This is a genomic window from Actinoplanes philippinensis (genome assembly GCF_900113015.1).
Taxonomy (GTDB): domain Bacteria; phylum Actinomycetota; class Actinomycetes; order Mycobacteriales; family Micromonosporaceae; genus Actinoplanes; species Actinoplanes philippinensis.
The window spans coordinates 705,342-724,953 of the sequence record NZ_FONV01000003.1; the positions used below are offsets into that span (position 1 = coordinate 705,342).

Below are 19,612 nucleotides of genomic sequence, written 5' to 3' on the forward strand. Positions count from 1 at the left end.
TCCGTCAGGGACCGTGGTGGTCCCCACACTGCGTAACGTCAGTTCCTGATTCCCGAGCGCAACCCCGATAAACCTGCAAAAGGTACGGATCGGGCCCGTCCACGGCCCATCCGAAGACCAGCGGCTCGTCCTCGCACTCGACCAGGTAGACCGGCAGCCACACCGGCCGCGGCTCGGACGCCGCCACCTCGACCGGCACCGCGGGCCCGCTGAAGCCGGCCGTGTCGGCCCTGCTCAGCAACCGTCCGACGGCGTCCGCCGGAAGCCCGCCGCCCAGTGTTCCGGGCACCGGGGTGAAGACCGTGCCGTCCGGGAGGGTGAGGGCCGGGCCGGGCAGCCAGACGGCGTGGACGACGTGGGCGTACGGCACGGGGTCGCCCACGGCGCCGTCGAAGTGCAGGGTCAGCCGCCGGCCCGGGAACAGACGGTAGCGGCGGCCGTCCGTCATCGATCGGTGGCCCAGCTCGGTCAGGGTCAGGCCGGACGGGGACCGGCGGAGGTGGCCGAGCGACTCCAGGAAACGGGCGGTCCGGTCGACGAGGGGTGGCTCCACGCCGAAGAACGCGGCGAGCTCGGCCACCCCGGACAGGCCGGACTCGGCCAGCGCGCGGGTCAGGTAGCGGTCGAACACCTCGTAGGACTGCGCCTCGCGAACGGTGGCCACCACGTCGACCGCCCACATCGGCAGGAGCAGCGGGGTGAAGTGGCGCGGCCGCACCCCGGGCAGCGCGCCCACCCGCCGGACCACCTCACGCATCGGCAGGTGCGCGGGCTCGCTCACCAGCCGGTCTCCGCCAGGTTCCGGGCCGGCGCCCGGGCCGCGACCAGCTCGAACACGCCGGCGGTGAGCAGGGCGGTCAGTTCGCCGGGGTCGGCGCCGGCCGGGCAGCGGGCGGCCACCCAGGCGCGGGCCACCTCGGGGTCGCGCAACGGCGGGCGGCCGGGCTCGCCGATCAGCACCGCGCGGCGGGCCCGGACCAGCGGCGCCAGCGCCTCGGGCACCGGCACCCGGGTGGCGTCCTCCAGGATCAGCAGGTCGAACGCCAGGTCGCCGTACTCGGGACGGCCCGCGTCCAGACAGGCCGTGGCCACCACGTCGGCATAGCGGAGCAGCTCGGCGTGCAGTTGCCGGGTCGGCCGGGCGGCCCGCTGCCGCCACTCCCGCAACAGCCCGGCCCGGCCGCGCAACACCGGCTCCAGTTCCTGACAGCGGACGGCCAGAGCGGCCAGCCCCTCCGGATCGGCCGACCAGGAGGCAATCCCGGCCAGGGCTGCCGGGAGCAGGCGGGTCAGGTGGTGGGCTGCGCGTTCGGCGGCGTCGAGGGCCCGGCGGGCGGCCACGTCGGCGAACGCGGCCCGGTCCGCCGCGGCACGCACGGTGCTGTCCCGGTGGACCTCTTGCGTCAATTGGCGAGCGCTCTCCTCGTACAACGCATGGGTTTGAAAGAACCGGGAGCGGGCCGCGGCGGCGGACCGGACCGCCTCGCCCAACCGGCGCCGGAGCCCTGCCGTGCGCCATCGGTGAAGCCGGGAGGCCTCCGCCCGCCGGACCGCGACGGTGAGCTGTCCGACCTGGTCAGCGGCCTGATCCGCGGCTGCCTGCGCCGCCCGGACGGCCTGCTCGCGCTCCCGGGCCGCGGCGCCGAGCCGCTCCCGGGCGGCCGCCTCGGCCGCCACCCGGTGGGCCTCGGCGCGGTCGGCTCGCTCTCGGGCCTCGGCCGCCTCGCCGAGCGCCGTGGTCAGCCGCCGCAGCCAGCCGAGGGCGGGCGACGGCTCGCCGAGCCAGGGCTCCAGGGACCGGGCGGCAGCCTGCGATCGGGCCAGGATGCGCTGCTGGACGTCGGCCGCCGCGGCGGCCAGGCTGCCGGGACCGGCGCCGGGCTGACCGGGACGGATCACCAGGGCGCCGGGTGGCAGCCGGGACAGGACGGCCTCGACGGCGGGTGGCCGGGGCGCGGCATACAGCACCCGCTCGCCGCGGGCCGTCGCCGCCCGCACGATCTCCAGGACGGTCGCGGTCCGCGCGGCGCCGGGAGGGGCGGACAGACAGAACACATCCGGTACGGCGAGCGCGCGCGACACCTCGTCGGGACCCGGCGGGTCGCCCCGGTCCTCGGCGAAGCGCCCCTCGGCGAGCAGTGGCAGCAGCCCCGGGTTGACGGTGGCGCCGGTGCGCAGCCGCAGGATCGCCTCCCGCTGGATGCGCTCGCCGAGGCCGGCGTCGCGCCCGCCCGGCGCCGGGCCCAGCTCACGGCCCGCGGCGACGGCCAGTTCGAGTGCGGCGCAGAACCCCTCGTTCCGGTACGGCGGATGCTCTAGATCGACAAGGGTCGACGCCATCCGCCCACCATAGTTGTGCCCGTTGCCGCCCTTCAAACAGCTCGCGATTGAATGGAACGACCACCCGCCCGCACAGATCGGATGCGCTGATGCCCCTCCCCTACGCCGACCTGCTCTTCACCGGAGGGCCGGTGTTCACCGCCGGTGGCGGGCCGGCCACCGCGGTTGCGGTCCGTGACGGCCGGATCATCGCCACCGGCCACGATCTGGGCGCCCTGGCCGGCCCGTCCACCGAGGTGGTGGACCTGGCCGGCCGGCTGCTGCTGCCCGGCTTCCAGGACGCGCACGTGCACGCGGTGATGGGCGGTGTGGAGCTGAATCAGTGCGACCTGACCGAGACCACCGACCTCGACGAGTACCTGCGACGGGTCGCCGCCTACGCGGAGGATCACCCGGACGTGGCGTGGATCGTCGGCGGCGGCTGGTCGATGGAGACGTTCCCGGGCGGGGTGCCGGCCAAGGAGCTGCTCGACCGGGTGTCGCCGGACCGGCCGGTGTTCCTGGCCAACCGCGACCACCACGGCGCCTGGGTGAACAGCCGGGCGCTGGAGCTGGCCGGGATCACCGCGGACACCCCGGACCCGGCGCACGGGCGGATCGACCGCAACCCGGACGGCAGCCCCGCCGGCGGTCTGCAGGAGGGCGCGATGGAGCTGGTCACGCCGCTGCTGCCGGAGGTGACCACGGCCGACCGGATCGCCGGGCTGAAACGGGCCCAGCAGCTGCTGCACTCGCTCGGGGTGACCGCCTGGCAGGACGCCATGGTGTGCGCGACGAACGGCTACCCGGAGGTGTCCGACGCCTACCTGGCCGCCGCGTCGGAGGGCTGGCTGACCGCGACGGTGGTGGGCGCGCTGTGGTGGGACCGGGATCGCGGGCCCGAGCAGATCCCGGAGATCGTGGCCAACCGGGAGCGGCTCACCGTGGGCCGGCTGCGCTGCGACAGCGTGAAGCTGATGCTGGACGGGGTGGCGGAGAACTTCACGGCGGCGATGACCGAGCCGTACCGGGACGGGTGCGGGTGCGCGACCGGCAACACGGGGCTGTCGTTCATCGACCCGGCGGCGTTGCGGTCCTACGTGACCGAGCTGGACGCGCTCGGCTTCCAGGTGCACTTCCACGCGCTCGGCGACCGGGCGGTCCGGGACGGGCTGGACGCGGTGGCGGCGGCCCGTGCGGCGAACGGCTTCACCGATACCCGGCCGCACCTGGCCCATCTGCAGGTGGTGCACCCGGACGACGTGCCCCGGTTCCGGCGGCTGGGCGCGACGGCCAATCTGCAGGCCTACTGGGCGTCGCACGAGCCGCAGATGGACGAGCTGACCATCCCGTTCCTGGATCCGGCGCTCGCCGCCCGGCAGTACCCGTTCGGTGACCTGTGGCGCTCGGGGGCGCATCTGGCGGCCGGCAGTGACTGGCCGGTCAGCACGCCCGACCCGCTGCAGGCGATCCACGTCGCGGTGAACCGGGTGCACCAGGGCGAGGACTACGAGCCGTTCCTGCCGGAGCAGCGGCTGGACCTGGCGACGGCGCTGGCGGCGTACACGGCCGGCTCGGCGTATGTGAACCGTCTCGACGACACCGGCACGATCCGGCCCGGCAACCGGGCCGACCTGGTGGTGCTGGACCGGGACCTGTTCGCCGCGCCGGTCACCGAGATCGCCGCCGCGACCGTGGCCGGCACGTGGGTCGACGGCCGCCAGGTCCACGCCGGATGAGAGAAGGGGCCCCGCGGGGCCCCTCCGGTCACTTCTCCTCGTCGTCGTCCTGCTGCTGCGCCGCCGCCGGCTGCGGCTGCTGCGCCTGCTGCTGCTGTTGCGCCTGCTGCTGCGGGGCGTCGGCCTCGGCCTCGGGCTCCTCGGCCGGCTGCGCGTGCCGCGGGGCCGCCTCGATCACCTCGGCGACCGGCTCCTCCTCGACATACTCGCTCATCTGCGGGGCGTCGACCCAGAGGGCGCGCAGCTGGCTCTGCATGAACCCGGTGAGCCGGCCACGGTACTCGCGGTCGAACTGCTCCAGCGCCTCGATCTGCTGCTGCAGGGCCTCCCGCTTGGCGCCGAGACTGCCGACGACGTCGTCGTAGCGCTGCTGGGCCTGGTGCTTGAGCTGCTCGGCGCCGGCGATGGCGTCGGCGCCGATGGTCTCGGCCCGGGAGCGGGCGTCGGCCACGATCTTCTCCGCGGTGCGCCGGGCCTCCTCGGCGCGGGCCTGCGCGTCGCGGGCCATCTGCTCGGCGCCGGCGCGGGCCTCGGCCAGCACCCGGTCCGCCTCGCGGCGCACGTTGTTGGCGTGGGCCTGGGCGTCCCGCGCGATCTGTTCGGCGGCCGCGAGCGCATCCGTACGGATCTTGTCCGCGTGGTGCTGCGCGCTCGCCACATGCTCCTCGGCGGTGCGCTGCGCGAGCGCGAGCACCTGCAGCGCCTGGTTGGGCAGGCCGGGGTTGGGGGCGATCACCGCGTGCTCCGAGGTCTGACTGTCCGTCCCATTGAGCAGCACTTCCACACGATCCTTACTCGAGGGGTGAGGTCCGGCGACCGGCAGACTGGGGTGGGCCGGCGCATGGCCATGATCGGCGGATGCTACCAAGCTGAGCTGCCCGTTTGCGAGGGTCCGCGGACGATCACATTTACGCCACAATGCCCTAATCCAGACAAATCACGTATTAGGATGAATTGGATCTTGTGTCCGACCCACCGAAGGACGATCCATGCGAACCGCCCTTTTGACCTGCCTCTTCCTCGTCGTCGCGGGCCCGGAGACGGCCGCCGCACACGCCGCCGACCCACGAATGGCCGTCTGGACGATGGACGAGGCGTCCGGCAGCTCCTGGATGGCCGACGTGAGCGGCCACGGGCATCACGGACGAATCGGACCGGAGGTCGGCACAGGTCTGACCGCCGGGTACGTGCGCGGCTACCGGTTCGAACGACTGGAGCCGGACACCCCGCCGACCCGGCCCGGCCATCTGGTCATCGTCGGCGACCACTCGGACCTCGACCCGGGCGACCGGAACTTCGCCGTGACGATGCGGCTGCGAACCACCCACAAGTTCGGCAACATCGTCCAGAAGGGCCAGGCCACTGTCGCCGGCGGGAGCTGGAAGGTGCAGATCCCGAACGGCCGGGCCACCTGCACCTACCGGGGCAGCCGGGGCACGATCGAGCTGATCGCGCCCTACCGGATCAACGACGGCGACTGGCACGTGGTCCGCTGCATCCGGCTGCGCGACCAGGTCATCCTCGCCATCGACGGCTTCCGGGCCGCGTCCCGGGAGGGCTGGACCGGCACGATCAGCAACAACTGGCCGGTCACGATCGGCGGCAAGATCGACTGCGACCAGGTCGACGTCGGCTGCGACTACTACGCCGGCGACCTCGACTGGGTGAAGGTCGAGGCGTCGTGAGCGGGGCTACACGTGGGACAGGGCGAAGGAGAGCAGGAAGCCGGTCACCGTGATCAGGCCGATCAGCAGGTGGGCGTCCTCGAACGCCTCCGGGATCATGGTGTCGGCGACCATGGTGAGGATCGCCCCGCCGGCCAGCGCGGTGATCCAGCCGAGCAGCGTGGCCGGGGCGTCGGCGAGGATCGTGTACCCGGCGATCGCGGAGAGCCCACTGATCAGCGCGATGCCGGACCAGAGGCCGAAGACGTACGCCCGGCTGCGCCCCGCCGCCCGCAGCCCGGCCGCGCTGGACAGCCCCTCCGGGACGTTGCTGACGAAGACCGCCGCCACGGTCGCCACGCTGGCCCCGCCGCCGGCGAGCAGGCTGGTGCCGATGACGATCGACTCGGGGATGCCGTCGAGCAGCGCACCGAGCGCGAGCGCCAGCCCGGACCCGTCGTCCTTGCGGTCCTCCGACCGTTTGCGGTTGCGGGCGCCGCGCCGGGCGAGCAGCACGTTGCAGCCGGTGTAGATCAGCGCGCCGGCGATCGCCCCGGACGCGGCCCACGCCATGCCGGCCTGCTCGTACGCCTCACCGACCAGCTCGAACGCGACCGCCGAGAGCAGCACACCGGCGCCGAACGCCATGATCGACGCGATGATCCGCCGCGGGATGTCGGCCAGGAAGCCGACCGCCGCGCCGAGCAGCAACGCAGAGCCGGCCAGCAAGCCCCAGCCGCCCGCCTCCAACCAACCGGGCATGCCGCTGAGCATTCCCGGCCATCCCGCCCGGTACACCACCCGGGCGGGATGATCGGTGAATCAGCGGCCGAAACCGCGGGCCAGCCGGTGGTACGCCTGGTTCCAGCGCACCTCCTTGACGAACGACCGGGTGGTGGTCGCCTCGTCGATGACCAGCAGCTCGGTGCCGACCATCTCGGCCAGGTCGGCCAGTTCCTCCGCGCCCACCGCCGACGACAGCACGGTGTGGTGCGGGCCGCCCGCGGTCAGCCAGCACTCGGCCGACGTGGACAGCGACGGCGCCGGCTTCCACACGGCCCGGGCGACCGGCAGCTTCGGCAGCGGCGCGGTCGGCGGGACCACCTCGATCTCGTTGGCGACCAGGCGGAACCGCTCCCCCAGGTCGGCCAGGCCGAGCACGATGGCCTTGCCGGGGGCGGCGTCGAAGACCAGGCGGACCGGGTCCTCACGGCCACCGATGCCGAGCGGATGGATCTCCAGCTTCGGCTTGCCTGCGGCGATCGTCGGGCACACCTCGAGCATGTGGGCGCCGAGGATGACCTCGTTGCCCGGCGTCAGGTCGTAGGTGTAGTCCTCCATGAACGAGGTGCCGCCGCCCGGGGCCATCGCCTTGAGCGTGTGCACCAGGACCGACGTCTTCCAGTCGCCCTCGCCGCCGAACCCGTAGCCGTCGGCCATCAGCCGCTGCACCGCGAGACCGGGCAGCTGCCGGAGCCCGCCGAGGTCCTCGAAGTTCGAGGTGAACGCGCGGAAGCCGCCCTCGGTGAGGAACTGCCGCAGGCCGAGCTCGATCCGGGCCCCGTAGCGCAGCGAGTCGAGCCGGTCCCCGAGCAGCTCGGGCGCCACGTCGTAGGTGTCCCGGTACTCCTCGACGAGCTTGTCGATCTCCGCGTCCGACTGCTGGTCCACCACGGCGACCAGGTCGTTCACCCCGTACGTGTTGACCGAGACGCCGAACCGCAGCTGAGCCTCGACCTTGTCGCCCTCGGTGACCGCGACGTCGCGCATGTTGTCGCCGAAGCGCGCCAGCTTGAGGCTGCGCATCGCGGCATAGCCGCGGGCGGCCTTGACCCAGGTGGAGATGCGGGCGACCACGGCCGGGTTGCTGACGTGCCCGGCGACGGTCTTGCGGGGTACGCCCAGACGAGCCTCGATGAACCCGAACTCCCGGTCGCCGTGCGCGGCCTGGTTGAGGTTCATGAAGTCCATGTCGATCTCGGACCAGGGCAGCTCGACGTTGTGCTGGGTGTGCAGGTGCAGCAGCGGCGCCCGCAGCGCGTCCAGCCCGGCGATCCACATCTTGGCCGGGGAGAACGTGTGCATCCAGGCGACCACGCCGAGCACGCCGGGTGTGGACGAGGCCCGCCGGCAGATCTCCAGGATCTGCTCGGCGCTGGTCAGCACCGGCTGCCAGACCACGTCCGCATCGAGCTGCGCGTCCAGCTGCCCCGCGATCTCCCGGGACTGGGAGGCGACCTGCTCCAGGGTCTCGGGTCCGTAGAGACCCTGGCTGCCGGTGAGGAACCAGATTTCCCCGTTGCTCATGTGGTCGCCCTTCTCGTTGCTTTGACAGTCATGCCGGTTATTTCGCTTTTCTCGTGACGAGCCGCTGCATCACGATGAAGGCGAAGAGGAGCACGCCGATGATGATCCGCGCCCAGGCCGCGTTGAGATCGCCCTGGAAGTTGATGATCGTCCGGATCAGGCCGGTGACCAGCACACCGAGCAGCGTCCCCCACACGAAGCCGGAGCCGCCGGTCAGCAGCACGCCGCCGATGACGCAGGCGGCGATGGCGTCCAGCTCCATGCCGTTGCCCTGCAGCGCCCAGCCGGAGGTGGAGTTGATGCTGAACAGCACGCCGCCGAGCGCCGCGCAGAAGCCGCTCAGGGTGTAGACCGCGATCCTGGTACGGCCCACCGGCAGACCCATCAGCAGCGCGGAGTCGGCGTTGCCGCCGATCGCGTAGACGTTGCGGCCGAACCGGGTCCAGGCCAGCACCGCGGCCGCGATCAGCACGACCACCACCGCCACGACGGCGATCGGCTTGGTGACGACACCGTCCGCCAGCGGGAAGCGGGTCTCCGAGAGCGATTTCCACAACGCGTCCCGGATCGGGATCGACTGCTGGTTGATGAACAGCGCCAGGCCGCGGGCCAGGAACAGCCCGGCCAGCGTGGCGATGAACGGCTCCACCTTGAAGAAGTGGATGACAGCGCCCTGTCCGGCGCCGATCAGCGCGCCCAGCAGCAGCACCGCCGGCAGCACGACGAGCGGCGGCCAGCCTCCCTTGAGCAGGGTGGCGGTCAGCACCGTGGTCAGCGAGATGACCGCGCCCACCGACAGGTCGATGCCGCCGGTGAGGATCACGAAGGTCATGCCGACCGCGACCACCAGCAGCACCGCGTTGTCCCGGAACAGGTTGACGATGACGCTGGGGTCCTCGAAGTTCCGGAAGTTGGCGACACCGCTGCTGTACATCACGATCAGCAGGAACAGGGTCGCGAGGATGGGGACGTATCTGGTGTTGGGCTTGTAGACCCGGCGCCGCCTGTTGAGCTCGGGGCCGTCGCCACCCTTGGTGACCGGAGTCATGTCCGTGGTGGTCATGCGGGGACTCCAACTTTCTCCACGGCGGGACGCGACTTGAAGCGCCCGAAGACCTTCGCGCGGAAGTCCGGCGACTGGGACAGGCAGAGCGCCACCACCACGACCGACTTGAACAGCAGGTTGGCCTCGGGCGGGATGCCGACCGCGACCACGGTGACCCGCAGCGTCTGGATGATGATCGCGCCGAGCACGGTGCCGATGATCGAGAACCGGCCGCCGATGAGCGCGGTGCCACCGATGACCACGGCCAGGATGGCGTCGAGCTCGATCAGGTTGCCGGCCGAGATGCTGTCGGCGCTCTTGATGTCGGCGCTGGCGATCAGGCCGGCGAGACCGGCGAACCCGCCGAGCACCACGTACACCATGACGGTGATCCGGCGTGCGCCGATGCCGGCCAGGCGGCTCGCCGTCGGGCTGCCGCCGACCGATTCCAGCAGCAGGCCCAGCGCGGTCTTCCTGGTCAGCAGGACGGTCAGCGCGACCGCGCCGGCGGCGATCAGGAAGGCGACCGGCATGGTCAGGAAGAAGCCCGAGGCGAGCGTCGAGTACGGGTCGGACCGCACGTTGATGATCTGGCCGTCGGTGATCAGCTGCGCCACGCCACGGCCGGCCACCATCAGGATCAGCGTCGCGATGATCGGCTGGATGCCGACGATCGCCACCAGCGCGCCGTTCCACAGCCCGAGGGCCAGCGACACCAGGATCGCGACGCCGATGATCAGCAGCACCGAGCCGATCGAGTTCTGGTTGCCCAGGTCGCTGATCAGCAGGCAGGCGACAGCGCCGGAGATGGCCATCACCGAGCCGACCGACAGGTCGATGCCGCCGGTAGCGATGACCAGTGTCATGCCCAGGGCCACGAGGATGAGCGGCGCGCTGCCGCGCAGGATGTCGATCAGGGTGCCGAAGAGGTGGCCGTCCTGGATGGTGACGAACTGCTGGGAGGTGAACGCGTTGACGCCCAGCATCACCACCAGGATCAGGGACGGCCAGAACAGCCGGTGCTTGAGGATGGTCGTCATGAGGTTGCTCCGCTGGCGATGGTCTGCATGATGCGGTCCGCGTCGACGTCCGCGGTGTTCTCCAACTCCTCGACCAGGCGCCGGTCCCGCAGCACCGCGATCTTGTGGCTGAGCCGGAGGACCTCCTCCAGCTCGGCGCTGACGAACAGCACCGCCATGCCACCGTCGGACAGCTCGGCCACCAGGCGCTGGATCTCGGCCTTGGCGCCGACGTCGATGCCGCGGGTCGGCTCGTCGATGATCAGCAGGCGGGGCTCGGTGATCAGCCAGCGGGCCAGCAGCACCTTCTGCTGGTTGCCGCCGCTCAGGTTGCGTACCGGCCGCTCCGGGTCGGCGGGCCGGATCTGGAGCGCCTTGATGTATTTGTCGACGATCTCGTCCTGCTTCTTGCGCGGGATCGGGCGCGTCCAGCCGCGGGCGGCCTGCAGCGCCAGGATGATGTTCTCCCGGACGCTGAGCTCGCCGATGATGCCCTCGGTGCGCCGGTTCTCCGAGGAGAAGGCGATCCGGTGCTTCATCGCGACCTGCGGGTCGCGCAGGTTGATCCGCTTGCCGTCCACCAGCACCTCGCCGCTGTCGGCCTTGTCCGCGCCGAAGAGCAGGCGGGCCAGCTCGGTACGGCCGGAGCCGAGCAGCCCGGCCAGCCCGACCACCTCGCCCTCGTGGATGGTCAGGTCGTAGGGGGCGATCGCGCCGGCACGGCCCAGGCCCTTGGCCTCCAGGACCGGCTTGGCCTCGGCGGCGCGCTCCCGGTTGCTCTGCGCCTTGTCCTCGAGGTCCTCCAGAGCGGCCAGCTCCTTGCCGATCATCTTCTCGACCAGCTGGACCTGGGAGAGCTCCTCGATCCGGTGCTCGCTGATCAGCCGGCCGTTGCGCAGGATGGTGAGCCGGTCGGAGATCTCGTAGATCTGGTCCAGGAAGTGCGAGACGAAGAGGATCGCCACGCCGGACTCCTTGAGCCGGCGCATGACCCGGAACAGCTGCTCGACCTCGGCGCTGTCCAGGCTGGAGGTCGGCTCGTCGAGGATCAGCACGCGGGCGTCCACGTCGATCGCGCGCGCGATGGCGACCATCTGCTGGATCGCCAGCGAGAAGGAGCTGAGCGGGGCGGACACGTCGAGGTCGAGGTCGAGCCGGGCGAGCAGCTCCGCGGCCCGCTGCCGCATCTTGCCCCACTGGATCTTGCCGAATCGGCGCGGCTCACGGCCGATGAAGATGTTCTCCGCGACGGAGAGGTTGGTACAGAGGTTGACCTCCTGGTAGACGGTGCTGACACCGGCCTGCTGCGCCTGCAGCGGCCCGGAGATGCGCACCGGCCGGCCGCCCAGCTTGATGTCGCCACCGTCGATCTCGTACACCCCGGTCAGGGTTTTGATCAGGGTGGACTTGCCGGCGCCGTTCTCACCCATGAGGGCGTGGACCTCACCGGGGAACAAACGGAAATCGACGCCGTCGAGGGCGACGACGCCGGGGAAGACTTTTCGGATCCCGGTCATCTCGAGGACCGGTGACTGCTCGCCCATCTCTGGCTCCGTTTTCGGGCTCACAGGCCGCCCCGGCGAACCGGGGCGGCCTGCGGGCAGATCAGTACTTGCGGGTGGGCAGAGCCGCCTTGGCCTCTTCCTGGGTGAAGGTGCCCTCCTTGGTGAGGATCCGCTTCTCCACCGGCTTGCCGGCCTTGACCGCCTTGACGGTCTCCATCAGCTGGTCACCGAGGAGCGGGCTGCACTCGACGATGTAGTTGATCTCACCGGCGGCCAGGGCGGTCATGCCGTCCTTGACCGCGTCGACAGTGATGATCTTGATGTCGGTGCCGGGCTTCTTGCCGGCCGCCTTGATCGCCTCGATGGCGCCCAGGCCCATGTCGTCGTTGTGGGCGTAGAGCACGTCGATCTTCGGCACCGACTGCAGGAAGGTCTCCATGACCGTCTTGCCGTCGGCACGCTTGAAGTCACCGGTCTGCGTCTTGACGATCTTCAGGTTCGGGTTGGACTTGATTGCGTCGGCGAAACCGGTCTGCCGGTCGATGGCCGGCGCCGAGCCGGTGGTGCCCTGCAGCTCGACGATGTTCACGTCGCCGGTCTTGCCCGCGTACTCCTTGGCCAGCCACTCGCCGGCCTTCTGGCCCTCCACCTTGAAGTCCGAGCCGATGAACGACTCGTACAGCGAGGTGTCGGTGGAGTCGACGGCACGGTCGGTCAGGATCACCGGGATGCCGGCGTCCTTCGCGTCCTTGAGCACCGCGTCCCAGCCCGAGGTGACCACCGGCGAGAAGGCGATGACGTCCACCTTCTGCGTGATGAAGCCGCGGATGTCCGCGATCTGGTTCTCCTGCTTGCCCTGCGCGTCGGAGAACTGGAGCTCGATGCCGGCCGCCTTGGCCGACGCCTTGATCGACTCGGTGTTCGCGGTACGCCAGCCACTCTCGGCGCCGACCTGGGAGAAGCCGAGGACGATCTTGCCGTCGTCGCCGCCACCACCCTCGGTGCCGCCGTCCTTGCTACAACCGGCGAGAGCGGAGACGGCCAGCAGACCACCGAGCACCGCCACAGACAAGGTCCTACGCACTACAACCTCCAGAAACTGTTACCGTTCACAAATAAGCAGCGGGTAGGGCTACCAGCCCAGATCCGCGGAGATCGGCGTCCTTCTGCGACCGCCGTCACAGCTTGCGTTTCTGGAGTGTTACCGTTCTCATCCGCCTCGTCAAGAGATCCGGATCAACGTTTCGAAGCTGTTGCAAGAACGCCCTCCTCACCCGTGGTGATCGAACCGAAGCTGCTAGGAATCGTCCAATGGCGACATCTGAACAGGTGCCGAGCACTGATCCGGCCCTCGAACCACCCACGCCCACGCCCCGGCCGAGAACCGGCAAAGAGCGTGGCAGCGTCATGCGTGACGTGGCCAAACTCGCCGGCGTCTCGCACCAGACCGTGTCGCGCGTGATCAACGAGCATCCGAACGTGCGCGCCGAGACCCGGGAACGGGTGCTCGCCGCGATGCGGTCGCTCAACTACCGGCGCAACCTGGCCGCCCGTACGCTCGCCACCAGAGAGTCACGAACTCTCGGCATCGTCGGCTTCGAGACCACCCTGTTCGGTCCCGAATCGATGCTCTACGGCATCGAGAGCGCCGCCCGGGCCGCCGGCTACCTGGTCAGTGTCGCCACCGTCCGGGACCTGTCACACCGCCCCGTGCTCGAGGCCGTCGACCGGCTCGTCCAGCACGGCGTCGACGGCATCATCGCCATCGCCCCCAAGCCGGCCGTCACCACGGCGCTCACCCACGCGCCCGCCGGGATGGCATGCGTCGCGGTCGGCGGGGACGATCAAGGCGGCTTCCCGACCGTACGGGTCGACAACGCCGCCGGCGCCCGCCTCGCCACCCGGCACCTGCTCGACCTCGGCCACGCCACCGTCCACCACGTGGCCGGCCCGCTCGACTGGCCGGAGGCACAGGCCCGCGTCGACGGCTGGCGCGAGACGCTGTACGCGGCCGGCGCCGTCGTGCCCCCGGTCACCGCCGGGTGGTGGGACGCCGCCGCCGGATACGAACAGGGCCGCCGGCTCGCCGAGGACCCGTCGGTGACCGCGGTGTTCTGCGCCAACGACCGCATCGCCCTCGGCGTGCTACGCGCCATGCACGAGTCCGGCCGTCGGGTGCCCGACGACGTCAGCGTCGTCGGATTCGACGACATGCCGGACTCCGGCTACTTCCTTCCCCCGCTGAGCACCGTCCACCAGGACTTCGCCGAACTCGGGCGGCGAGCCCTCGCACTCCTGCTCCGCCACCTGGCCCTGCCGGACGGCGACGCCCCACCGGAGGACGTGGTGGTGGCGCCGCGCCTCACTCCCCGGGCCAGCGCCGCCCCGCCGAGCGCCTGACCTTCCGGTTCAGCGCCCCTCGACCCGACGCCTGCCCCCGGACCGGCGCCCGCCGAGCGCTGCCCAGGACCAACGACCGCCCCGCTTGGCCCGGGATCTTCCGGTCCAGCGCCGGCCCCGCTCAGCGCCTTTCCGGCGCCGGAGCCGCCCTTCCCAGCGCGTGAGCACCCGGTGCCGCAGCCGATCAGCCGCGGCACCGTCATATTCAGGGAAATTTATCTGTGATCGTTAACAAGATCTTCGCGGCTTCGCAGGCATGTCCACCAGCGACAATGACGAGCAGCCCGAAGAATCGAACGCACCGGCGCTGTTGACAGGGGCGATTCACGGCCTTGCCGATTCAGGAAGCTCCATGTAAAGATCGGTGCCGCACGGGGGTGCATGATCGATTTGAGGCCGATTACCGAAGCGGCCTGTTTTCATGGCCTCCGCAGCGGTCCGGGGTAGGCACCGGCCACTAAATGCGCTGCGTTACGGGGAGGCCTGCACGTTCACTCTCCGCATCCGCATTCCAGCCGGATGCCGTCCGGGCATCCGCTGACGCTTCAACGATGGGGGATTGTTGTGCGTAACAGGACCGCCTTCCGGGCGATGACCGTCGGCCTCGCCTCGCTCTTCGGCGCCACGCTGCTGGCCCCGGTCGCCGCCCAGGCCGCCACCTGCAGCTACTTCAGCATCGCGGACGTCGGCGTGACCGTGAAGGGTCACCACTGCCGCGACGCCAACGGCAAGTACGTCTCGGTGGACGGCTACGTCGAGGACACCAAGGCCGACGGCAAGTCCGCCTACTACGGCATCTACTTCTTCAAGAACGGCACCGCGGTCAGCTCGGGCAGCGCCAAGATCGGCGGAAAGGGCAAGCGGGCGAACTTCTACATCACGTCCTCGCCGGCCGACACCATCGACGAGTTCACCAACCTCGTCTGATTTCATCCGGTAAATGCGCGGCGTGTGGGTCGACCACCCCACACGCCGCTGCGCCGTATCTTCATTCAAAGTGCCCGACGTCGCGGAAATGACGGCGACGATAAAAAGGAACGTAAACTAACGACTGTCATTCGCGAATCGCATTTCCGCGGACACGATCACGCGGCATGCCAGCGCGCCTTGGGGCCTTCGGGCCATGGGGCCGCGGGCCACGGGCCACGGGCCACGGGCCATGAGCACACGCCACCGGGCCACCGGGCCACCGGGCCACCGGGCCACCGGGCCACCGGGCCACCGGGCCACCGGGCCACCGGGCCACCGGGCCACCGGGCCACCGGGATCATCCTCTCGGGTGGGGGGCATTGCGACCCGGCCAGGCGTCACCGCTCATCCCGCCAATGACAGCTATCCCGGCCCGGCGAGACGCCACCGCTCGCCCTCGCCCATCAGGCCATTGCGACCCGGCGAGACCTCACCGCTCATCCTCGCCGGTGAGGGCCATTGCGATCTGGCGGGACGCCACTACAGTCCGAGGGAGTGCTCGACGACGACCACACCGTTCGCGGATTTCCGGCGCCCCGGCGCGGGGGCGGTCGCGTCGTGCTCGAAGCCGGCGCGGTCGCGAAGGGACGGTGGGCTGGTGGCTCCCGGGACGAACGGATGGTTCCGCCGACGATCACCCAGGCTCTCCGGGACCCTGCACATCCGCGACGCCACCGGCCGTGAGCTGGTTGTCCCGTTGCGCGGCCGGGCCGCCCTGCTGACCGCCGGCGGCACCCGGCTCCGCGGGCACGGCGAGGTGTGGGCGGTGCACACCTCGGCGCCCGCCGCCGAGACCAGCCTGATGATCATCTACGGGGGCGCCGGCGCCGGCGCGGCTGCCTCCGGGCTCTGCGCCGCCGGCCAGACCGTCGTCCTGGACGGCGTCACCTTCACCTGGCGAGCCCCGGGCGGCCCGGTCAACGCCGTACCGCGCCAGCGTCCCGCCCCCGCCGGGCTGCCCCGCAACCGGCGCACTCCCCCGGCCCGCTCGTCGAACACCCGTTCCGAGCCGGTTCCGGCCGCCGGCCTGCGCTCCCGCCTGCGCAACATGGTCCGTGTGGTAACTCAGGCCACCCGTCACTGATCAACCGGTAGCGTCAGTTCCGAGCCGACCCCCACCGGACGCCACTGTTGTCGCTAACATGCCGTTCGGCGATCAAGTCCAGTGCGTTTCGGCCTTGTGTCGGAGCACTGTGGTTCCGTTATCGTGAGCGCTAACATCGTGCGGTCGAGGAGAAGACGACGTGACTTACGGTTCGCCGGCCCTGCGCCGGGCCGTGCTGCTGGCCAATCAGACCATCCCCGAGGCCGGCCTGGCCCAGCTCACCTGGGGCAACGTCAGCGGCATCGACCGCGAGGGCGGCTTCTACCTGATCAAGCCGTCGGGTGTCGCCTACCACGACCTCACCGAGGACCACCTGGTCCCGGTCGACCTGGCCACCGGCAAGGTCCTCGCCGGCGACCTGCGCCCGTCCGTCGACAGCGAGAGCCACCGCGCGTTCTACCTGGCGTGGCCCTCGATCGGCGGCGTCACCCACACCCACTCGACGAACGCGGTGGCTTTCGCCCAGGCCGGCCGCGACGTCCCGGTCCTCGGCACCACGCATGCCGACACGTTCAACGGCCCGGTCCCGGTGACCCGCACCCTCACTCCCGAGGAGTGCGCCACCGACTACGAGCTGAACACCGGCCGGGTCATCATCGAGACCATCGGCGACGACGAGGCAGCCGCCGCGATCCCCGCCGCCCTGGTCGCCAACCACGGCCCGTTCACCTGGGGCGCCACCCCGCAGAAGTCGGTCGAACACGGCATCATCCTCGAAGCCGTCGCCGAGATGGCCCTCAAGACGCTGGCCCTCAACCCGAACGCCGCCACCCCACCCCACCTGCAGGAGCGCCACTTCAAACGCAAGCACGGCCCGGGCGCCTACTACGGCAACCCCACAGCCTGACCCGACCGCGATCCGGTGCGGTCGAGGCCGATGCCAGTCCCGGCCTCACCAGGCCGATGATCAGCCCTGGCCTCACCGGATCGCCACGGTAACCGCAGCCGGGTCAGCGGAGGGTGGACAGGGCCGCGGTCACCCGGGTTTGCAGGGCCGCTGGGAGCGGGGCGTACCCCGCCTGCTCGGCGGCTTGCTGGCCGGACTCCCCGGCGGCGTACGTGAGGAAGCTCCGGGCCACGCCGGAGACCGTGTTCCGGCAGACCAACTCGTAGGTGACCTGGACTATCGGGTAGGCGCCGGCGGTCGCCGCGACGTAGTCGATCTCCAGGCGCAGGTCCTCGGTCACGTCGGCGGCGGCGATCGTCCGGGCGGCCGCCTGGTCGTCGGGCTGTGCGTAGCTGCCGTCGGGGGCGCCCACCCGGACCGTGGGCAGGTCGGTGACCCGGGCGTACGAGGATTCGACGTAACCGATCGCGCCGTCGGTCCGGCTGATCGCGGCCACCACCCGATGGCTGCCCCGCTGGCCGATGCCGCCGGGGAGCGGCCAGTCGCTGCCGGCGCCGTGTGTCCAGTCGGACGGGGCGGCCGCGGTGAGGTAACGCAGGAAGTTGGCGGTCGTCCCGGAGCCGTCCGCGCGGTGCACGATGCTGATCTTCGTCGACGGCAGGACGGCGCCCGGGTTGTCGGCGGCGATGGTCCTGTCGTTCCAGGTGGTCACGGTTCCGCTGAAGATCTTGGCGATGGTGGGTGGGGTCAGGCGGAGGTCACCCACTCCGGCGACGTTGTAGGCGAGCGCGATCGGGCCCACCACCAGGGGCAGGTGGACCACCGGGCCGCCGCAGCGAGTGGTGGCGCCCTGCAGGTCGGCGGTGTTCAGTGGGGTGTCGGTGCCGGCGAAGTCGCCGGTTCCCTCGATGAACGCCTTCACCCCGGCGCCGGAACCCGTGCTCGTGTAGGCGACGGCGGCGTCGGCGCAGGCGATCTGGTAGGCCTTGATCCAGGCGTTCATCGCGTTGGTCTGGGCCGAGGAGCCCTGGCCGGACACCGAACCGGAGGCGCAGGCGATCGGCGTCTCCGGCGCGACCGGGGCGTCACAGGCGGTCAGAGCCAGGACCAGCGGCGCGACGGCGGCAAGTGCTCGCAGCCTCATACCTTTCTCACCTCTCGACAGAAGAGACCAGCCCGGTTGGGTCGCGCCGCCGGAGGCGGCGAACGCGGGTGACGGCGAGGCGGCCGCCGGAGAAGCGGGAGACAGCAGGGCAGGCGCCGCAGAAGCGGGAGACGGCAGGGCAGGCACCGCAGAAGCGGGAGACGCCGGCCGGGCGACCGAGCCCGGAGGCGGGTACGGAAGCCGGGCGCGGCAGCGAGGAACGCGTGACCGCCTCATCGGTATTCGGCCAGGCGTGGGCGTACCGACAAAGGGAGTAAGGCCAGCACCAGCAGCAGGAAGAGAGCCGGCAACCAGGACCAGCCGGTCAGCGTGGTCTCCGCGGCGCGCAGCGCCCGGTCGAAGTCCTGCCGCCGGGTCTCGGTGACGGTGGCGAGCGACGCGTCGAAGTAGGCGAAGTCGAAGGCCGCGTCGCCGCGCCGGATCCCGGTGAGCAGACGCACCGCCTCGTCGGTCTGCCCGCTGTCGGCGAGGGCGACGATCCGCTGGTGAACGGCCTGGTAGGCGGTCCAGCGATCGGCGGCGACGGATCCGGCGAGCGGGGCCAGGCCGCCACGGGCCGAGGCGGCGTCCGAGGTGGCGGAGGTGGCGGTGGAGACCGGTGCGCGGCGGCAGCCCGGGCCGCCGGTGAGGCAGCCGGACTTGGCGGTGAAGTCGTCGCGGTAGTAGGCGAGGTTGGCCGACACGAGGTAGCGGCCGGTGTCGGCGGCGGCGTCGTAGCCGAGGGCCCGCAACTCGGAGAGGGCCAGGTAGGGACCGAGGCCGGTGTCACGGCCGTCGGCGAGCTGCCGGGACTGCAGTTGCAGCACGGCGGTCGCGGCGATCGCGAGCAGCAGGGCGAGCGTGGTCGCGGCGAGCAGGGCCGGGTTCCAGAGGCGGCGGAAGCGGCGGGCCAGCCACACCTGGAGGAAGATCAGGAGCGCGACGAGGGCGCCGCCGAGGAGGACGGCGACGGCGGTTCCGGTGGTCTCGGTGGCGGCTTTCCGGGCGTACGCGTCGTCGAGGCGCTTCTGGCTCTGCCGGCGCAGGTCCTCGGCGTCCGGCAGCAGGCGCTGGTGCAGCAGGTTGGTGGCCTGTGTCCAGTAGCCGAGCCGGTCGGCCGCGGAGGACGCGGCGAGGGCCTGGCCGATCCGCTGACGGTAGACGGCCAGCCCGTCCATCAGCCGGAGCGTGACCGCGCTGTCCGCGGTCGACCCCTGCAGGTCCTGATCGGCCTGGTAGCCGCGGTCCCGGTAGGCGCCGAGCGCGTCGATCCGGCTGCTCGCCAGCTGGTCGCCGTCGCCGGCCAGCAGGATCCGGGTGACCTGGGCGTCCAGGTCGCTGAGCGCGAAATACAGGTCGGCTGCGGTGGCGGCTTGCGGCGCCGCCTCCCGGCCGATGATCCGCACCTGGTCGCGGACGCTGATCATGACGACGGTGAGGACGGTCAGCAGCACCAGGGCGACGGCCGCGGTGACGGCGGTGAACAAACGCAGGAGTCCGGGTGTGTCGCGCCGGAGTTCTATCGCTGGCACGCCGTCACGGTAGGCCA

Annotated in this window: 17 protein-coding genes; 6 read left to right on the forward strand and 11 right to left on the reverse strand. The window is 71.1% G+C overall.

From position 1 onward, the window contains the following. Positions 1-4: 4 nt before the first annotated feature. Both BM290_RS10040 and BM290_RS10045 read right to left on the reverse strand, forming a co-directional pair. A complete protein-coding gene (locus BM290_RS10040; protein WP_093612295.1) occupies positions 5-781 on the reverse strand; it encodes a helix-turn-helix domain-containing protein in 777 nt (258 codons plus the stop codon). Then, positions 778-2,340 carry an AAA domain-containing protein gene (locus BM290_RS10045; protein WP_093612297.1) on the reverse strand — a complete coding sequence of 521 codons (1,563 nt, stop codon included), beginning with the start codon at positions 2,338-2,340 and terminating at the stop codon, positions 778-780. The genes BM290_RS10040 and BM290_RS10045 overlap by 4 nt, the downstream gene beginning before the upstream one ends. An 89-nt stretch (positions 2,341-2,429) precedes the next feature. On the opposite strand from BM290_RS10045, the gene BM290_RS10050 reads away from it, so the two are divergent. After that, a complete protein-coding gene (locus BM290_RS10050; RefSeq protein ID WP_093612299.1) occupies positions 2,430-4,058 on the forward strand; it encodes an amidohydrolase in 1,629 nt (542 codons plus the stop codon). 28 nt (positions 4,059-4,086) lie between these two features. Here the strand turns inward: BM290_RS10050 and BM290_RS10055 are convergent, their stop codons facing one another. After that, positions 4,087-4,836, reverse strand: a complete 750-nt coding sequence (locus BM290_RS10055) for a hypothetical protein (RefSeq protein WP_239143198.1) — start codon at positions 4,834-4,836, stop codon at positions 4,087-4,089. Between the two features lie 211 nt (positions 4,837-5,047). On the opposite strand from BM290_RS10055, the gene BM290_RS10060 reads away from it, so the two are divergent. Beyond that, on the forward strand, positions 5,048-5,743 hold the full coding sequence (locus BM290_RS10060; RefSeq protein ID WP_093612301.1) for a laminin G domain-containing protein: 696 nt from the start codon (positions 5,048-5,050) through the stop codon (positions 5,741-5,743). Positions 5,744-5,749: 6 nt separating this feature from the next. Here the strand turns inward: BM290_RS10060 and BM290_RS10065 are convergent, their stop codons facing one another. The 6 genes from BM290_RS10065 to BM290_RS10090 form a co-directional block, all read right to left on the reverse strand. Next, positions 5,750-6,484, reverse strand: a complete 735-nt coding sequence (locus BM290_RS10065) for a ZIP family metal transporter (RefSeq protein ID WP_093612499.1) — start codon at positions 6,482-6,484, stop codon at positions 5,750-5,752. Positions 6,485-6,544: 60 nt separating this feature from the next. Next, a complete protein-coding gene (gene araA, locus BM290_RS10070) occupies positions 6,545-8,029 on the reverse strand; it encodes an L-arabinose isomerase (RefSeq protein ID WP_093612303.1) in 1,485 nt (494 codons plus the stop codon). A gap of 37 nt (positions 8,030-8,066) precedes the next feature. Next, positions 8,067-9,092, reverse strand: a complete 1,026-nt coding sequence (gene yjfF / locus BM290_RS10075) for a galactofuranose ABC transporter, permease protein YjfF (RefSeq protein WP_239143197.1) — start codon at positions 9,090-9,092, stop codon at positions 8,067-8,069. Next, the gene (locus BM290_RS10080; RefSeq protein WP_093612305.1) at positions 9,089-10,114 is read right to left on the reverse strand and encodes an ABC transporter permease; all 1,026 of its coding nucleotides are present in this window, start codon (positions 10,112-10,114) and stop codon (positions 9,089-9,091) included. Before BM290_RS10080 ends, yjfF begins: the two co-directional genes overlap by 4 nt. Continuing rightward, positions 10,111-11,637 carry a sugar ABC transporter ATP-binding protein gene (locus BM290_RS10085; protein WP_093612307.1) on the reverse strand — a complete coding sequence of 509 codons (1,527 nt, stop codon included), beginning with the start codon at positions 11,635-11,637 and terminating at the stop codon, positions 10,111-10,113. The genes BM290_RS10080 and BM290_RS10085 overlap by 4 nt, the downstream gene beginning before the upstream one ends. Positions 11,638-11,698: 61 nt before the next feature. Continuing rightward, positions 11,699-12,682 carry an ABC transporter substrate-binding protein gene (locus BM290_RS10090; RefSeq protein ID WP_093612309.1) on the reverse strand — a complete coding sequence of 328 codons (984 nt, stop codon included), beginning with the start codon at positions 12,680-12,682 and terminating at the stop codon, positions 11,699-11,701. 323 nt (positions 12,683-13,005) lie between these two features. Between BM290_RS10090 and BM290_RS10095 the strand changes: the two genes are divergently transcribed. From BM290_RS10095 to araD, 4 genes are all read left to right on the forward strand, one after another. Continuing rightward, the gene (locus BM290_RS10095; protein ID WP_093612311.1) at positions 13,006-13,998 is read left to right on the forward strand and encodes a LacI family DNA-binding transcriptional regulator; all 993 of its coding nucleotides are present in this window, start codon (positions 13,006-13,008) and stop codon (positions 13,996-13,998) included. A 564-nt stretch (positions 13,999-14,562) separates the two neighbouring features. Next, positions 14,563-14,925 carry a hypothetical protein gene (locus BM290_RS10100; protein ID WP_143133678.1) on the forward strand — a complete coding sequence of 121 codons (363 nt, stop codon included), beginning with the start codon at positions 14,563-14,565 and terminating at the stop codon, positions 14,923-14,925. A gap of 640 nt (positions 14,926-15,565) precedes the next feature. Then, the gene (locus BM290_RS10105; protein ID WP_093612315.1) at positions 15,566-16,051 is read left to right on the forward strand and encodes a hypothetical protein; all 486 of its coding nucleotides are present in this window, start codon (positions 15,566-15,568) and stop codon (positions 16,049-16,051) included. Positions 16,052-16,211: 160 nt separating this feature from the next. Further along, a complete protein-coding gene (gene araD, locus BM290_RS10110; protein ID WP_093612317.1) occupies positions 16,212-16,919 on the forward strand; it encodes an L-ribulose-5-phosphate 4-epimerase AraD in 708 nt (235 codons plus the stop codon). A gap of 103 nt (positions 16,920-17,022) precedes the next feature. Here the strand turns inward: araD and pstS are convergent, their stop codons facing one another. Next, positions 17,023-18,063: a phosphate ABC transporter substrate-binding protein PstS gene (pstS, locus tag BM290_RS10115; protein ID WP_239143192.1), complete on the reverse strand. Its 1,041-nt coding sequence runs from the start codon at positions 18,061-18,063 to the stop codon at positions 17,023-17,025. 233 nt (positions 18,064-18,296) lie between these two features. Further along, positions 18,297-19,595 (reverse strand): hypothetical protein, encoded by a 1,299-nt coding sequence (locus BM290_RS10120; RefSeq protein ID WP_239143191.1) that lies wholly within the window; start codon positions 19,593-19,595, stop codon positions 18,297-18,299. Positions 19,596-19,612 lie beyond the last annotated feature (17 nt).